Origin of the sequence: Corynebacterium sp. Marseille-P3884, assembly GCF_017942225.1 — a bacterium.
Classification (GTDB): domain Bacteria; phylum Actinomycetota; class Actinomycetes; order Mycobacteriales; family Mycobacteriaceae; genus Corynebacterium.
Map to the genome: position 1 here is coordinate 81291 of NZ_JAGKSD010000006.1, position 15123 is coordinate 96413.

Here is a 15123-nt window from a genome sequence, read left to right on the forward strand (position 1 = left end):
CAAAAATAAAACGAAACGATGTCTACTTCAGTAGACATCGGGATCGGCGCGACCAAAACCGCACGTCAAAGGGATGCGAAGGAGGGGCGGAAGACAAGAAAAAGCGGGCTACGGACCAAAAATTAGTCGCGTAGCCCGCTTTTGCGGGGGTGAAAATGGGGGGGGAAGCCTTACTGGCCTTCCTCGTGCTCCAGGAGACCGTGCTCGATCTCGCGGAGGGCGATGGACAGCGGCTTCTCGCCCGGCTGCGGAGTGACCAGGGGGCCGATGAACTCGAACACGCCCTCGTCCTGCTCCTGGTAGTAGCTGTTGATCTGGCGGGCACGCTTGGCCGCGAAGATCACCAGGGCGTACTTGGAGGACACCTTGGTCAGCAGCTCGTCGATAGGCGGGGCCGTGATGCCTTCAGGCGTGTCGTACACCTGCTCGTTGACGTCGGCGGTCTCCGCCGAATTAGCAAGATCGTTGGTCACGTTGCTCACTCACACCTACTCGTTGTTTGGACGCTGGACGCACAAGAGAATATCACTGATCCCCTGCACAGCCTCATCCAGATCGTTGTTGACAATGACATCATCGAATTCGTCCTGAGCGGCGAGCTCAGCACGGGCCGTTTGGAGACGACGCGCGATCACGTCTTCGGTTTCCGTCGCGCGACCGGTGAGACGCTCAACGAGCACCTCCCAGGATGGCGGGGCGAGGAAGACTGTGACGGCCTCCGGCATAATCTCCTTGATATTGCGGGCGCCGACTAGGTCGACCTCGACCAAGACCGGACGGCCGGCATCAAGGGCTTCCCGCACGGGTGCGGCGGGAGTGCCGGAACGCTGCAGGCCACCGTGAATGTCAGCCCATTCGAGCATCTCGCCCGCATCGATCCGCTCCTGGAAAGACGTCGGGGACACAAAGAAATAATCCTTGCCGTCCACTTCGCCCGGACGCGGGTCGCGCGTGGTCATGGAGACGGAGAAGTACAGGTCCTCCACTTCCTTGCGGAGGCGCTCGACCACCGTCGACTTACCAACGGCGGAAGGGCCAGCCAAAACAACCAGCCGGCCCTTCCCATTCACGTTTGTCACCGATTATTCCCCGAAACCGAAGCGCTCGAGCAGAGCGCGACGCTGACGGTCGCCCAGGCCGCGCAGACGACGGGTCTGAGCGATCTCGAGCTCCTCCATGATCTCACGTGCCTTGACCTTGCCCACCTTCGGCAGAGCCTCGAGGAGAGCCGAGACCTTGGTCTTGCCGATGATCTCATCAGACTCAGCCTTTGCGAGAACCTCCTTGAGGTTCGTGTCGCCGCGCTTCAGGGATGCCTTCAGCTCAGCACGCTGCTTGCGTGCTTCCGCAGCCTTAGCGAGAGCTTCCTGGCGCTGTTCCGGGGTCAGTTCGGGAAGGGCCACTGGTTCCTCCAATGTGTTAGGGGTTAAGTTCTGATCCAGCTTATGAACCGATTCGACACTGTCGCAAAAGAATTACACAGTTGCAACTCGTCGACGTGGGATAACTGTACCACTGAGCGGTTCTAGACACGATGTTTGACGTCTTGTTTTGCCACGTCATCGCATCGACGCCTATAACCTACCAGCAGTTTTCATCCCACCGAATTTGAGGGTCGGTTTAGCGCTACACTACCAGCGTTTTCGCCGCTTTGCGCAGCTCAGCGATACCAGGTCCAGAGGACAACACTGAGCGGGAGACATTCGGAAAGACGAGGTGAGCCTGGTCGCCAGCAATCCGGGCAACGTCCTCCATCGTCGCGCCCTGGGCACCGACGCCCGGCATGAGCACCGGAGCATTCAGCGCGTTGAGACGCGGCGGGTTCTTCACCGTTGCGCCCACAACAACACCAACGTGCCCGACGTGCCCGACGTTCCCGTCCGCGGAGCCAGACTCGCCGCTTTGCGCACGCTTATCGACGTTATATCCAGCGCATTCGTCCACCATCTGCTGCGCCACGGACACACCGCTTTCGCTGAGCGTCTGCGACTGGAAGCCTTCTGCCTCCGGGTTGGAGTTGGCGGACATGACGAACACACCGCGTCCTTCCCGGCCAGCTAGTTCAATGGCCGGCGCGAGCGATCCCACCCCGAGGTACGGCGTGAGCGTGACAGCATCACAGCACAGCGGGGAATTATCGTCGAGCCATGCCAAGGCGTACCCCTCCATGGTTGAACCGATATCGCCGCGCTTGGCGTCGGCCACGACGAGGGAGTCGCTCTCCCGCAATTGGGACAGCGTCTCCTCGAGGACGGCGATACCTGCAGAACCGAAGCGCTCGTAGAAGGCGACCTGCGGCTTGATCAGCGCGACGTGGCCGGCAAAGGCCTCCACGCAGCGCTGGGAGAACTCCCGCAGACCGTAGACGTCCGGGCTCAACCCCCACGCGTCGAGGAGCGCTTCATGGGGATCGATGCCGACGCACAAGCGACCGTACCGCTCCCCTGCCTCGACGAGGCGATTACCGAAATTTCGCGGGGTGCTCTGCTTATCGTCGTGGCCCATTATCTAGTTCTCCACCGGTGCCGCGTGCTCGAGTTCCTGCAGGCTGGTCACCGTGATCTCGTTGGCTCGCAAAGACTCGATGCCTTGGACTGCCGCGGTGACACCCTGGACCGTCGTCATCATCGGCACGCTAGAGACAACGGCCGCCGCACGGATGTCGTAGCCGTCGTGCCGGGCACCCGCGGATCCAGCCGGCGTGTTCAGAACCAGGTCCACTTCGCCTTCCAGGATTCGGTCGACGATGGACTTGCCCTCAACGCCGTCGCGCACCTCGGAAGCCTTCAACGCGACTTCGCACTCAATGCCGTTTCGACGCAGCATCTGGGCAGTACCTTCCGTCGCCAGCACATTGAAGCCCATCGTGTACAGGCGCTGGATCGGGAAGATCAGGGTGCGCTTGTCACGGTTGGCCAGGGAGACGAACACAGTGCCCTCAGTCGGCAGTTCGCCGAACGCAGCTGCTTCCGCTTTCGTAAAGGCGACTCCAAAGGACGGGGCCAGGCCCATGACCTCTCCGGTGGACTTCATCTCGGGCCCGAGAATGGTATCCAGCACCGCACCGTCTGGACGGCGGAAGCGAGTGAACGGGAGGACCGCCTCCTTCACCGCGATCGGGTGCTCCAGCGGTAACGATCCACCGTCATAATCGGTCGGCAGCAGCCCCTCGGACTGCAACTCCGCGATGGTGGAGCCCATCATGATGCGGGACGCAGCCTTGGCCAGGTGCACACCTGTGGCCTTGGACACGAACGGCACAGTGCGGGATGCGCGCGGATTGGCCTCGATGACGTAGAGGATGTCGTCTTTCAGCGCGAACTGGACATTCATCAGACCTTTGACCCCGATGCCATGAGCCAAAGCCTCGGCGGAGCGGCGCACCTTATTGATGTCGTCCGGTCCCAGAGTCATCGGCGGCAGAGCACAAGCAGAGTCACCGGAGTGGATGCCGGCCTCCTCGATGTGCTCCATCACGCCGCCAAGGTAGACATCGTTGCCGTCCGACAGCACGTCGACGTCGATCTCGATCGCGTTGTCCAGGAAACGATCGACGAGCACCGGGTGGTCCGGGGTCAGCTCGGTTGCGCGATCGATGTAGTCGCGCAGGTTCTCCTCGTCGTAGACGATTTCCATGCCACGGCCGCCGAGCACGTAGGAGGGGCGGACCAGGACCGGGTAGCCGATGCGGTCGGCGACCTCGCGGGCCCCGTCGAAGGAGGTCGCGGTGCCGTAGGCCGGGGCAGGCAGCTTAGCTTCTTCAAGTACCTTGCCGAATTCGCCACGATCCTCCGCCATGTCGATGGCCTGCGGGGTGGTGCCCACGACGGGAACACCTGCGTCGGCAAGCTTTTGCGCGAGGCCCAGCGGAGTCTGGCCACCAAGCTGGACGATCACTCCGGCGACGGTGCCGGTCGCCGCCTCGGCACGGTAGATCTCCATGACGTCCTCGAACGTCAACGGCTCGAAGTACAGCCGGTCGGCGGTGTCGTAGTCTGTGGAGACGGTCTCCGGGTTGCAGTTGACCATGACCGTTTCGTAACCCACGCGGGAGAGCTCGAGCGCCGCGTGAACGCAGGAGTAGTCGAACTCAATCCCCTGCCCGATGCGGTTCGGGCCGGAGCCCAGGATGATGACCTTTTCCTTGGCTGCCCCGCCCTGCGCGGCGCCCACGGCCCCCACCTCGGACTCAGCGTTCGGATCGTACTCGTAGGCCGAGTAGTGGTACGGCGTCTGCGCCTCGAATTCGCCGGCGCAGGTGTCCACCGTCTTGTACACCGGGTGGATGCCCAGGGACCAGCGCAGAGAGCGCACACCGTCTTCGCCGGCGAGCTCCGGACGGAGCGCGGCGATCTGGGCGTCGGAAAGCCCGTACACCTTGGCCTCACGCAGCAGGTCGGCATTGAGAACAGGGGCGTCGATAAGCTGCCCGCGAAAATCGATGAGTGCCTCGAGCTCGGCGAGGAACCACGGATCGATGCCACTGGCCTCGTAGACCTGCTCGATGGTGCCGCCGAGACGAAGCGCGAGCTCGACGTCGTACATGCGCTTATCCGTCGGGCGCTTCAGGTCGTCGAGGACGGCGGCGAGGTCGTTCTCGCGGCCCTCCGCGAAGTACGCGTCCGGCTTCGTCCAGAAACCGCTCGGCTTGTCCTCCATCGAACGCATGACCTTGTTCAGGCCCTGAATGTAGTTGCGGCCGATGCCCATTGCCTCGCCCACTGCCTTCATGGAGGTGCCCAAGGTCTCGTCCGCACCCGGGAATTTCTCGAAAGCGAAGCGCGGCATTTTCACGATTACGTAGTCGAGCGTCGGCTCGAACGCGGCCGGCGTCACGCCGGTGATGTCGTTGGTGATCTCGTCGAGGGTGTATCCGATGGCGAGCTTCGAGGCGATCTTTGCGATCGGGAAGCCGGTGGCCTTAGAAGCGAGCGCAGAAGAGCGCGACACGCGCGGGTTCATCTCGATAGTGATAATGCGGCCGTCGACGGGGTTGACCGCAAACTGGATATTGCAGCCGCCGGTGTCCACGCCCACCTCGCGGATAATCGCGATGCCCTGGTCGCGCATGGTTTGAAACTCGCGGTCAGTCAGCGTCAACGCGGGGGCCACCGTGACGGAGTCGCCCGTATGGACGCCGAGAGCGTCGACGTTCTCGATAGAGGCGATCACGACAACGTTGTCGTCGCCGTCGCGCATGAGCTCGAGCTCGAATTCTTTCCAGCCGAGGATGGACTCCTCGATGAGGACGTTCGCCTCCGGGCTAGCGTCCAAGCCGTCGCCGGCGATGCGCTCCAAATCCTCCATGGTGAAGGCGAGGCCGGAGCCAAGGCCGCCCATGGTGAAGGACGGTCGGACCACGACAGGCAGGCCGAGCTCTGCCACGGTCTCCTTCACTTCGTCCATGCTGAAGCACACGCGAGAGCGCGCGGAATCGCCGCCGATCTTAGCCACGATGTCCTTGAATTTCTGGCGGTCCTCGCCGCGCTCGATCGCGTCGATATTCGCGCCGATGAGCTCGACATCGTGCTTGGCCAGAATGCCTTGCCGGTCGAGCTGGATCGCGGCGTTCAGGGCGGTCTGCCCGCCGAGGGTGGCCAGAATGGCGTCGACCCTGTGGCCCTGTTCTGCCTCACGGGCGAGGATGCGGTCGATGTATTCCGGCTGGATCGGTTCGACGTAGGTGTGGTCGGCGAATTCCGGGTCGGTCATAATCGTCGCCGGGTTGGAGTTGATCAAAGTGACGCGGAGGCCTTCCTCCTTGAGCACACGGCACGCCTGGGTGCCCGAGTAGTCGAACTCGCAGGCCTGGCCGATCACGATCGGACCAGAGCCGATGACCAGGACGTGGTTGATGTCGTCGCGTTTCATTAGTTCCCTTCCTGGTTATTTCTGCTCGGTGGCCGCGGTTGGGGTACCGGTCCCGTTCTTCTTCACCTTGTAGCTGTCCATGAGCTCCACAAACTGGTCAAAGAGCGGGTTTGCGTCGTGCGGGCCGGCGGCGGATTCTGGGTGGTACTGCACGGAGTACGCCATGCCGGACTCGAGTGCGACGCCCTCGACGACGCCATCGTTGAGGCAGGTGTGCGTGATTAGCGCCGGACCGAAATCGGTGTCGAATGTCGTTCCTGCCGCGATCTTCTCGGAGGTGAAGCCTTCCGGCGCCTTCACTGCGAAGCCGTGGTTCTGGGAGGTGATGTCGATTTTCCCGCTGGTATGGTTCTTCACCGGGACATTCACACCGCGGTGGCCGAACTTCAGCTTGTAGGTGTCCAGTCCGAGCGCGCGACCCAGGATCTGGTTGCCGAAGCAGATACCGAACAGCGGCGTGCCGTCGGCGATGATGTCGCGGGTGACCGCCACCATGTCGTCGGCGGTCGCCGGGTCACCCGGGCCGTTGGAGATGAACACGCCGTCGGGGTTGTGCTTCTTGACCTCCGCGTACGGCGTACCGGCCGGGACAACGATTGTCTCGATACCCCGCTGGGAGAAGTGTCCCGGCGTGGCCGTCTTGATGCCCATGTCGTAAGCGACGACGGTGTAGCGCTTGTCCCCCTTAGCCTCGATCACGTAGGGCTCGTCGGTGGACACGTCCGCGGACAGGTCCGCGCCCGACATCGCGGGCTGCTCTTTGACGAGAGCGACGAGCGCGTCGACGTCGCCGCGCGCCTGCTCGCCGGTGAAGATACCGGCGGCGATGGAACCGTAGTTGCGCAGGTGGCGGACGAGCGAGCGGGTATCCACCCCGTGGATGCCCACGATGCCCTGGCTGCTCATCTCATCCTCGAGGCTGCGCTCCGCGCGCCAGTTGCTGACCCTCTTGGACAGGTCGCGGATCACCAGTCCAGCAACCCAGATGCGGTTGTCATGGGACTCGTTGTCCTCGTCGTTCCACCCGGTGTTCCCGATCTGCGGGGCCGTAGCAACCACGATTTGGCGGTGGTAGGACGGATCCGTCATCGTCTCCTGGTAGCCGGTCATGGCAGTGGTGAAAACGGCCTCTCCGAACACGGGCTCGGTGTCGGCGCCGGCCGCGCCGAAGGCGAAGCCCGAGAACGTGGTGCCGTCGGCCAGTACCAGCACGGCGGGGATGCGTTCAGTGCTCATGTGTGTTTCCTTCTTCGTTTCGCTCTATTCACGCTGCTTCTGCGCCTCTCCCCCATGCGGGAGCGGTGCTCGTGCTGGTCAGTCTGTGTCTGTGTTTTTGTCGGAGTCGATGTTGCTGTCGGCTCCGCTTCCAGCCTCGGCGAGGAGGAAGGTCTGTTCACCGCGGAGCCAGGTGCCCACCACGCGCGCCGCGAATTCCGCGCCCTCGTACGGTGTGTTGCCTGACTTCGACGCCATCTCGTCGCCGAGGGCGGTCCACCCGGCGTCTGGGTCGACGAGGGTAAGGTTGGCCGGCTCGCCCACCTCGATCGGGCGGCCCTGGTCGGCGAGACGGAGGATCTCCGCCGGGCGCTCGCTCATGACCTTGGCCACGAAGCGCCAGTCAGCCAGGCCCGATTCGACGAAGACCTGCGCGATGATCGCGAGTGAGGTTTCCAGGCCGATCATGCCGGGCTTGGCGTTTTCAAATTCCACGCACTTATCTTCAGAGCCGTGCGGGGCGTGGTCGGTGGCGACGACGTCGATGGTGCCGTCGAGCAGCGCGTCGCGCAGAGCGATCGTGTCGCGGTCCTCACGCAACGGCGGGTTGACCCGGTAGACACCGTCGTAGCTCTCCAGCTTCGCGTCGGTGAGCAGAAGATGGTGCGGGGTCACTTCGGCGGAGACGTCGATGCCCTGCTCCTTCGCCCAACGCAACAGGGAGACGGTGCCCTCGGTGGATGCGTGGCAGAGGTGGTAGCGACCGCCATAATCACGGGTCATGATGAGGTCGCGCGCCACGACGGATTCTTCGGCGACACGCGGCCAGCCGCGCAGGCCGAGTCGTGCGGCGTTCTCGCCCTCGTGGGCGACGGAGCCGTCGGTCATGCGGTGGTCTTCAGCATGCTGTGCCAGCACCACGTCGTAGGCCTTCGCGTACTCGATGGCGCGGCGCATCAGCTGTGGATCGTTCACGCACTTGCCGTCGTCGGAGAACATCTTGACGTGCCCGCGGGACATCAGGCCGATCTCGGTGAGCGATTCACCCTTGAGCCCCTTGGTGATGGAGCCGACCGGGTAGACATCGCACTTGCCGTAGGCCTGGCCTTTGTCCCACACAGCGTCGGCGAGGAAAGGCTGGTCGATCACCGGCTGGGTATTCGCCATTGTGAACACGGCGGTGAACCCGCCCGCAGCGGCGGCGTCGGAGCCGGTGGCGATGGTCTCGGTGTCTTCGCGGCCGGGTTCACGCAGGTGGACGTGCATGTCAACGAGGCCGGGGAGCAACACCTTGCCGCCGCAATCCATGACTTCGTCGGCGTCGTCGAAGGGGTTCTCGCCGATGGAATCGATCACGCCGTCGGCGACGTCGATGAGAATGTTGGTTTCGTCTTCGCCGTAGGGGCGGACGTTATTCAATGCGAGTGTCGTCACTTCCCTACTCCTTTCCTTCCAGCGTGTCTGCTCCGCTCGCCAGCAGCGTGAACAAGACCGCCATGCGGGTGTACACACCGTTGGTGACCTGGTCGAGGACCACAGTGTTATCGCGGTCGGCGACGTCGAAGTTGATTTCCATGCCGCGCAGCATCGGGCCCGGGTGCATGATCAGGGTGCCGTCGCCGAGCATGTCCGCGCGGTCCTTGCTCAACCCGTACAGGGTCGCGTATTCGCGGTGCGACGGGAAGAACCCGCCGTTCATGCGCTCAGCTTGGACGCGCAGCATCATGACTGCGGCGATCGGCGCTTCCTTTTCGCTGCGGGCGTTTTCCAGCGCAGCATCGAAGTCGTACTCGACCGAGCACGGCCAGTGCTCCACACCAGTCGGCAGCAGTGTCGGCGGAGCGACTAACACGACGTCCGCACCGAGTGCGTGGAGCAAGTCCACGTTGGAGCGGGCCACGCGGGAGTGAAGGATATCGCCGACGATGAGCACCTTCTTTCCGGCAACGTCGCCGATGTGCTGGCGCATCGTCACAGCGTCGAGAAGCGCTTGCGTCGGGTGCTGGTGCGAGCCGTCGCCCGCATTGATGATGGCAGCGCCGGGCACCCACTCGCGGAGCAGGTTCGGTGCGCCGGAGGACGGGTGTCGCATGATGATCGCGTCCGCGCCCACGGAGCGCAGCGTGCTGGCGGTGTCCTTGAGGGATTCGCCCTTTTTGACACTGGAGCCCGAGGCGGAAACGTTGATGACGTCAGCGCTCATCCACTTGCCCGCTGTCTCAAACGATGAGCGCGTGCGGGTCGAATTCTCGTAGAACAGCGTGAAGACGGTCCTGCCGCGCAGAGTGGGCAGCTTCTTCATCTCGCGTCCGTCGAGTGCCTCGCGGAAACGGTCGGCTTCGTCCATCAAGCCGACGATCTCATCGCGGCTCAGATCCGCGATGCTGATGAGGTGCCTCATTCTTCGACCTCCTCTTTGACCAGGAGGACGGCATCGGCGTCATCGAGCGGGGTGAGCGTCACGCGGACGTCCTCCGTGATCGCCGTCGGGATATTCTTGCCCACATAATCCGCGCGGATCGGAAGCGCGCGGTGGCCACGGTCGACTAGGACCGCGAGCTGGATCGCTTCCGGGCGGCCGATATCGCTCAGCGAATCGAGCGCGGCGCGAATGGTTCGTCCCGAAAACAGCACGTCGTCGACGAGAACGATCGTCGCTCCGTTGATGTTGCCCGGGATATCGGTCGGGGCCAAGGCGCGGTGCGGGCGGCCGCGGAGGTCATCGCGGTAGAGCGTCACATCGAGGCTGCCGACGGGAACGCTCACCCCCGAGAATTCCTCAATCGCTGCTGCGATGCGCTGGGCCAAGGGCACTCCGCCAGAGGGAATGCCCAAAATGATCAGTGGTGGAGCACCGTCGGAATCGAGTGCAGTTCTCTCGATAATCTGGTGCGCGATGCGTGCAATCGTGCGCGAGACGTCACTAGCGTCAAGCAACTCTGTGGCACTCATCGAACCTCCTTCCCCGCCTCTCTGTGCGGAATTTAAAGGATGCTTCTTTTGAGCCTGCCTATGCTTGGTAGACGTTTGCAAGAGTAGCACTCCACCGCCCGCATTTTTCGAATGAACAGGTCACCAGCTTTGTCGCTCACCGCAACACACACCATCGATGCACCGCTTGCCGACGTCTGGCGTTGGCACACCATGCCCGGCGCCGTGCACCGTCTGACTCCGCCGTTTTTGCCGATGATGGAGTGCCTTAGGTTTTTAGGTCCGGGTGACTTGAGTGTTGTCCATTGATGCCCTGCCTGTGGGTGGGGAGAATGGATGAATGGTGAAGAAGTTCAGTAAACACACCCCTGAGCAGATTGTTCGCAAGCTGGATAAGGCTCGAGAACTCAGAGAATCAGGATCGACCACGGCTCAAATCCTCACCGCGCTGGGGATCAGCGAAGCCACGCTGAACAGGTGGCAGGCAACCTATGGGGCGATGACCAAGAGCGAAGCTAAAGAGCTCCAGCGATTGCGCGAGGAAAACACGCGCCTCAAACGTCTCCTTGGGCAGGCAGAGCTGGAAAAGGCGGCGTGGAAAGAATTATCGGAGGGAAACTTCTAAGCCCAGCTCGCCGTCATGATGCCGTCTGGCATCTCGTTGGGCTGGGCTACTCCCAAAGGCGTGCCTGCCAGATCGTTGGACTTTCTCGTAGTGCTTATCGGCGCGCTAGGATCCGTCAGGGCAAGCAGGATAAGTACGCGGACCTCAGGGCGTGGATGCACGAATTCGCGCGTGATCACCGCCGGTGGGGACACCGGCGCGCCTGGAGGACCGCCCTCACCGAGGGGTACGGGATATGCCGGGAAACCTTCCGGAGGATTTGGCGTGAAGAAGGCCTGCGCGTCCTACCCAGGAAGTAGCGCAAACGCGTCGATGGTCACGGCCAGCGCGATGTTCCTGCCGGCCAGTACCCGAACGACGTGTGGGCGCTGGATTTCCAGTTCGATTCAACATGGCACGGCAAGACGATCAAGATCTGCAACATCATCGATGAATACACTCGCGAGCACGTCGCCTTCACAGTCGACAAGAAGATCGACGCGGATTCGGTGATCGAGCTGCTCGACCTCGCTTGTTGTGACCAAGGCGGGCGCCCGCGGGTGATCCGGATGGATAACGGCCCCGAGTTCATCGCTCATGCGCTCAAGGAATGGGCTGGGGAGGATGAAACGATTCAGGCGTTTATCCCGCCCGGTCAGCCCTGGCATAACGGTTATGTCGAGTCTTTCCACAACCGAATGCGTGACGAACTCTTAGAAGACAACAGCATCGAGAATCTCGAACATGCACGGATGCTCGTGGCCCAGTGGTCGCAGCGGTACAATGACTTCCACCCGCATTCCTCGCTGGGCTACCTCAGTCCACGGAAGTATGCGGAACAATGGAAACATGAAAACACGGTCAACGCTTAAACCAACTGGACCGAATTCTTAGGCCACCCCAATGACAGTCGTCTCCGGGGCCGATTCACTCAAAGACGGCACCACAGAGTTCTCCCTGCCCGCCGGGCAGAAATGGATCGCCCGCCACCAGCCGCAGGGCTTCGTCGACCATGAACAATTCGTCGACGAGGCCGCCAACACTCCGATCAAGCAGCTGACGAAGTGGCGCCACGAGCACCGTTTTGAAGAAGTAGGAGGAACAACCCGCATCACCGACACCGTGCACACAACAGCACCGGAAAAGGTGCTCTCCCCCGCATTCGCCTACCGCCAGCACCAACTCGCCGAAGACATCGCGTTTCTCAAACGCATGAACCAGCTGGGCACGACCGACTACGACGACCAGCCACGCACACTCACCGTTGCCATGACTGGTTCCCGCGGGCTGGTCGGCACGGCACTTAGCGCGCAGCTTTCCACCGCGGGCCACAAAGTCATTCAGCTCGTGCGTGGCACACCGCGACACAACGGCGCGCACGAACAGCGCCACTGGGACACGGAGGACCCGGACGCGACGCTTTTCGACGGCGTCGATGCCGTCGTACACCTGGCCGGCGAGTCGATCATGGGCAGGTTCACCGATGAGCACAAGGCAGACATCTACTCCTCGCGCATTGGCCCCACGCGCCGGCTCGCACGTCTGGCCGCTGAATCCGGCGTGCGGACATTCATCAGCGCCTCCGCGATCGGCTTTTACGGCACGGACGCCGGTGGCCGTGTCCACACCGAATCCGATTCACGCGGTGACGGATTTTTGGCCGATGTCGTGGACGAATGGGAACGCGCCACCATCTACGCGAAGAACGCAGGCGTCCGAACCGTGAATATCCGCACCGGCCTCGCGCTATCCGGCGCGGGCGGCCTGCTCCCCCTGCTGAAGCTCTCCGCGCAAACGGCGCTGAGCGCGCGCTTCGGCAACGGCGATTTCTGGATGTCGTGGGTCGCGCTCGACGACCTCACGGATATCTACTTCCGCGCGCTTATCGACGATTCCCTCACTGGCCCCGTCAACGCGACGGCGCCTACCACGGTGACCAATGCGGAATTGTCGAAGACCCTGACGTCGTTGCTCCACCGACCGGAGCTCATCGGCATTCCCGAATTCGGCCCGAAGCTTCTGCTCGGCGACGAGGGTGCTCACGAATTAGCGTTAGCCGACCAGCGCGTCGAGCCAGCGAAGCTGATAAGCCTCGACCACCACTTCCGCTACCCGCACCTCATCGACGCATTGCGTCACGAGCTCGGCAAGGAAGACTTCTTAGGCACTAAAGAAGACTTCTTAAGCACCAAGCGCTAGGCGCAGCGGGCGGATGAGAGATGTAGCCTAGGGTGCCATGACAACACCGAACGACAATCCCGTCACGGACCCAGACGCCGCTGGCGACAGCTCCGCCGCCGTCGACACCGACGTTGTCCGCGACGTCACGCTGGCCGATATCGCCACCGTCCTCGAGGGTGAAGAACTCGAATACCGCTTGGAAGAGCCGGTCGTGCGCACCGGTTTCGTCAACGCCGCCATGGTCTTCACCATCGACGACGGCACGCTCGTATTCGAGTCCGTCTGGCGCGGCGAATTCGCACCCGAGGATGTCCCTTCCCTGCTGCACGCCACCAACGAGTACAACCAGACGCACTTCACCCCGACGTTGCGCTTCTTCCAGAGTGAAGAGAACACCCTCGCCATCACCGGTGTGCGCACCCTCGATGTGAGCAAGGGCCTGTCGCCGAACCAGCTCGGCGCCTTCGTTGTCACGTCGATCCACTCGACGATGCAGGCATTTGACTACCTCGCGCAATCTTTCCCGACTGCTGTGACGTGGGAGGAGAACTAATATGACCGACCAGAACACGACCCCCAGCCAGGTCACGATCGACCGCATCGTCGACGCCGCCTCCCAGTCTGGCATCGGCCTTTCCGCCGACGCCAGCGGCCGCGCCGCCCACGGCACGCATGAGGAGCTCGAACTCATGGCGGTTCTGCTCGACTCGGTGTTCATTGTCCGCGCTGACTCGGAGACCGATACCGCAGCCGACTCCCCCGACGCGTCCTACTACCTGGCCGCCAACGAGGTGAACTCGACGCTGATCGGCGCACGTGCGATCGTGGGCAACCGCGCCGAGAATATCGTCGTGCGCACCGAGGCCGAGCAGTCCGTCGCAGCTGGCATGACTGATGCGCAGCTGCGCTCCGCCGTTCAGACCGCCGTCAACGGTGTCGTCAGCGCACACAACGCCATGTCCGCTCTCCACGAGCAGATCGCTGAGGCGCAGGCAAAGCTGGCTGCGGAAAACAGCCAGGATTAACTCACAACGCTCCCACCCCACTGTGGTGAATAATAGGGGCACAAAAGGACACCCACCGGAGAGAGACACCCAGCAACGGAGCACCGCGATGACGAACCCACATGGCCATCAGTACCCGCAGCAGCCGGGCGGCTATTCGCACTACGGGTCTGGTCCGTACGGCTATCAGCACGGCGGACCGCAGCAGGGGCCGCAACCAGGCCAGCCCTTCGCTCAACCGTCGCCGTACCACTCCATGCCACAGAACGACAGGTCGAAAACCGGTTGCCTCGCCGGGTTCCTTGTGTTTTTCACTGCGCTTCTCCCGATCGTTCTCGGCATCATCAGCATCTTGGTCATCGTCGGAGCGGTCTTTTTCGCCATCATGGTCTCCGAAAGCGGAGAAACGTCAAGCACCACCACGTCGTCTTCTGTCACGGCCACGTCGACAGCAGTGACCCCCACCGCATCGACGACTCGCCCCACCGCGCCGGGCGGGGATTCAAGTTTCGAACCGCCCGAGCCCTCGGGAAGCCCGGGCTATATCCGCTAGCCGAATTATTTCCGCAGTTCGTGGTTCAGAGCTTCTAGCTCAGCACCGCCCGACATTTCTTTTGTGAGCTCGTCCAGTGTCACCTCGTCGCGTGAGGCGTTGAGTTCTTGGCGGCCGAGCTTCAAGATCGTGAAATGGTCGCCCACCATGTACGCATGGTGCGGGTTGTGGGTGACAAAGACGACGGCGACACCACGGTCGCGTGCCGAGGCGATGAATTTGAGCACCACTCCCGATTGCTTCACGCCCAATGCTGCGGTCGGCTCGTCGAGCACCACCACGCGGGCACCGAAGTAGACAGCGCGCGCGATGGCCACCACCTGGCGCTGACCGCCGGAGAGATTGCCGATCTCCACGTCGACGTCGGGAATATCAATCCCCATCTCATGTAGCTGCTCAGAGCAGATGCGCTTCATCTCAGCTTGCTTGAGCATTCCGAAGGCGCCGGTCAGCTCTTGGCCCAAGAAGAAATTGCGCCACACGCTCAGCTCGTCTACGACTGCCAGGGTCTGGTAGACCGTGGCGATACCGGCATCAATCGCGTCGCGGGGTGAAGAAAAGGTGGCGGGTGAGCCGTCGATAAGCAATTCTCCGCTCGTCTGTTCGTGCAAACCCGCAAGAATCTTGATGAGCGTGGATTTTCCGGCGCCGTTGTCGCCGAGCACGCACGTGACCTCTCCTTCTTTGATGTCGAGGTCGACTCCGCGGAGGGCGTCGAAGCTGCCGTAGGACTTGGTGATGTCCCGCAATTCGATGATGGCCAT

At 62.5% G+C, this 15123-nt stretch carries 16 protein-coding genes; 6 read left to right on the top strand and 10 right to left on the bottom strand.

Going from position 1 to position 15123, the window contains the following annotated elements; genetic code table 11:
* Positions 1–170: 170 nt before the first annotated feature.
* The 9 genes from rpoZ to pyrR form a co-directional block, all read right to left on the bottom strand.
* Positions 171–482: a DNA-directed RNA polymerase subunit omega gene (gene rpoZ, locus J5Y21_RS05165; RefSeq protein ID WP_076599411.1), complete on the bottom strand. Its 312-nt coding sequence runs from the start codon at positions 480–482 to the stop codon at positions 171–173.
* Positions 483–488: 6 nt separating this feature from the next.
* Positions 489–1079: a guanylate kinase gene (gene gmk / locus J5Y21_RS05170; protein WP_210573426.1), complete on the bottom strand. Its 591-nt coding sequence runs from the start codon at positions 1077–1079 to the stop codon at positions 489–491.
* 3 nt (positions 1080–1082) lie between these two features.
* The gene (gene mihF, locus J5Y21_RS05175) at positions 1083–1403 is read right to left on the bottom strand and encodes an integration host factor, actinobacterial type (protein WP_210573428.1); all 321 of its coding nucleotides are present in this window, start codon (positions 1401–1403) and stop codon (positions 1083–1085) included.
* Positions 1404–1626: 223 nt separating this feature from the next.
* Complete coding sequence (pyrF, locus tag J5Y21_RS05180; RefSeq protein ID WP_210573430.1) at positions 1627–2505, bottom strand: orotidine-5'-phosphate decarboxylase; 879 nt, start codon at positions 2503–2505, stop codon at positions 1627–1629.
* Positions 2506–2508: 3 nt separating this feature from the next.
* Positions 2509–5871, bottom strand: a complete 3363-nt coding sequence (gene carB / locus J5Y21_RS05185) for a carbamoyl-phosphate synthase large subunit (protein ID WP_210573433.1) — start codon at positions 5869–5871, stop codon at positions 2509–2511.
* A gap of 15 nt (positions 5872–5886) precedes the next feature.
* Positions 5887–7107: a glutamine-hydrolyzing carbamoyl-phosphate synthase small subunit gene (gene carA, locus J5Y21_RS05190; protein ID WP_210573435.1), complete on the bottom strand. Its 1221-nt coding sequence runs from the start codon at positions 7105–7107 to the stop codon at positions 5887–5889.
* Positions 7108–7185: 78 nt separating this feature from the next.
* Positions 7186–8520 (bottom strand): dihydroorotase, encoded by a 1335-nt coding sequence (locus tag J5Y21_RS05195; protein WP_210573437.1) that lies wholly within the window; start codon positions 8518–8520, stop codon positions 7186–7188.
* 4 nt (positions 8521–8524) lie between these two features.
* Positions 8525–9487, bottom strand: a complete 963-nt coding sequence (locus J5Y21_RS05200) for an aspartate carbamoyltransferase catalytic subunit (RefSeq protein WP_210573439.1) — start codon at positions 9485–9487, stop codon at positions 8525–8527.
* Entirely contained in the window at positions 9484–10038 is a 555-nt protein-coding gene (pyrR, locus tag J5Y21_RS05205) for a bifunctional pyr operon transcriptional regulator/uracil phosphoribosyltransferase PyrR (RefSeq protein ID WP_210573440.1), read from the bottom strand. The genes J5Y21_RS05200 and pyrR overlap by 4 nt, the downstream gene beginning before the upstream one ends.
* Positions 10039–10357: 319 nt before the next feature.
* On the opposite strand from pyrR, the gene J5Y21_RS05210 reads away from it, so the two are divergent.
* From J5Y21_RS05210 to J5Y21_RS05235, 6 genes are all read left to right on the top strand, one after another.
* The gene (locus tag J5Y21_RS05210) at positions 10358–10642 is read left to right on the top strand and encodes a transposase (RefSeq protein WP_210573441.1); all 285 of its coding nucleotides are present in this window, start codon (positions 10358–10360) and stop codon (positions 10640–10642) included.
* A gap of 359 nt (positions 10643–11001) precedes the next feature.
* Complete coding sequence (locus J5Y21_RS05215; protein WP_210573442.1) at positions 11002–11493, top strand: integrase core domain-containing protein; 492 nt, start codon at positions 11002–11004, stop codon at positions 11491–11493.
* Between the two features lie 31 nt (positions 11494–11524).
* A complete protein-coding gene (locus J5Y21_RS05220) occupies positions 11525–12820 on the top strand; it encodes a TIGR01777 family oxidoreductase (RefSeq protein WP_210573443.1) in 1296 nt (431 codons plus the stop codon).
* A gap of 37 nt (positions 12821–12857) precedes the next feature.
* Positions 12858–13355 carry a YbjN domain-containing protein gene (locus J5Y21_RS05225; RefSeq protein WP_210573444.1) on the top strand — a complete coding sequence of 166 codons (498 nt, stop codon included), beginning with the start codon at positions 12858–12860 and terminating at the stop codon, positions 13353–13355.
* Between the two features lies 1 nt (position 13356).
* Positions 13357–13827 (top strand): hypothetical protein, encoded by a 471-nt coding sequence (locus tag J5Y21_RS05230; protein WP_210573445.1) that lies wholly within the window; start codon positions 13357–13359, stop codon positions 13825–13827.
* Positions 13828–13915: 88 nt separating this feature from the next.
* A complete protein-coding gene (locus J5Y21_RS05235) occupies positions 13916–14359 on the top strand; it encodes a hypothetical protein (protein ID WP_210573446.1) in 444 nt (147 codons plus the stop codon).
* Between the two features lie 5 nt (positions 14360–14364).
* On the opposite strand, the gene J5Y21_RS05240 is transcribed toward J5Y21_RS05235, so the two are convergent.
* Positions 14365–15123: an ATP-binding cassette domain-containing protein gene (locus J5Y21_RS05240; RefSeq protein ID WP_210573447.1), complete on the bottom strand. Its 759-nt coding sequence runs from the start codon at positions 15121–15123 to the stop codon at positions 14365–14367.

Coding starts and splice junctions, on each gene's coding strand:
- pyrF (WP_210573430.1), bottom strand. CDS start 2,505: ATGGGCCACGACGATAAGCAGAGCACCCCGCGAAATTTCGGTAATCGC.
- carB (WP_210573433.1), bottom strand. CDS start 5,871: ATGAAACGCGACGACATCAACCACGTCCTGGTCATCGGCTCTGGTCCG.
- carA (WP_210573435.1), bottom strand. CDS start 7,107: ATGAGCACTGAACGCATCCCCGCCGTGCTGGTACTGGCCGACGGCACC.
- J5Y21_RS05200 (WP_210573439.1), bottom strand. CDS start 9,487: ATGAGGCACCTCATCAGCATCGCGGATCTGAGCCGCGATGAGATCGTC.
- pyrR (WP_210573440.1), bottom strand. CDS start 10,038: ATGAGTGCCACAGAGTTGCTTGACGCTAGTGACGTCTCGCGCACGATT.
- J5Y21_RS05210 (WP_210573441.1), top strand. CDS start 10,358: ATGGTGAAGAAGTTCAGTAAACACACCCCTGAGCAGATTGTTCGCAAG.
- J5Y21_RS05220 (WP_210573443.1), top strand. CDS start 11,525: ATGACAGTCGTCTCCGGGGCCGATTCACTCAAAGACGGCACCACAGAG.
- J5Y21_RS05225 (WP_210573444.1), top strand. CDS start 12,858: ATGACAACACCGAACGACAATCCCGTCACGGACCCAGACGCCGCTGGC.
- J5Y21_RS05230 (WP_210573445.1), top strand. CDS start 13,357: ATGACCGACCAGAACACGACCCCCAGCCAGGTCACGATCGACCGCATC.
- J5Y21_RS05235 (WP_210573446.1), top strand. CDS start 13,916: ATGACGAACCCACATGGCCATCAGTACCCGCAGCAGCCGGGCGGCTAT.
- J5Y21_RS05240 (WP_210573447.1), bottom strand. CDS start 15,123: ATGGCCATCATCGAATTGCGGGACATCACCAAGTCCTACGGCAGCTTC.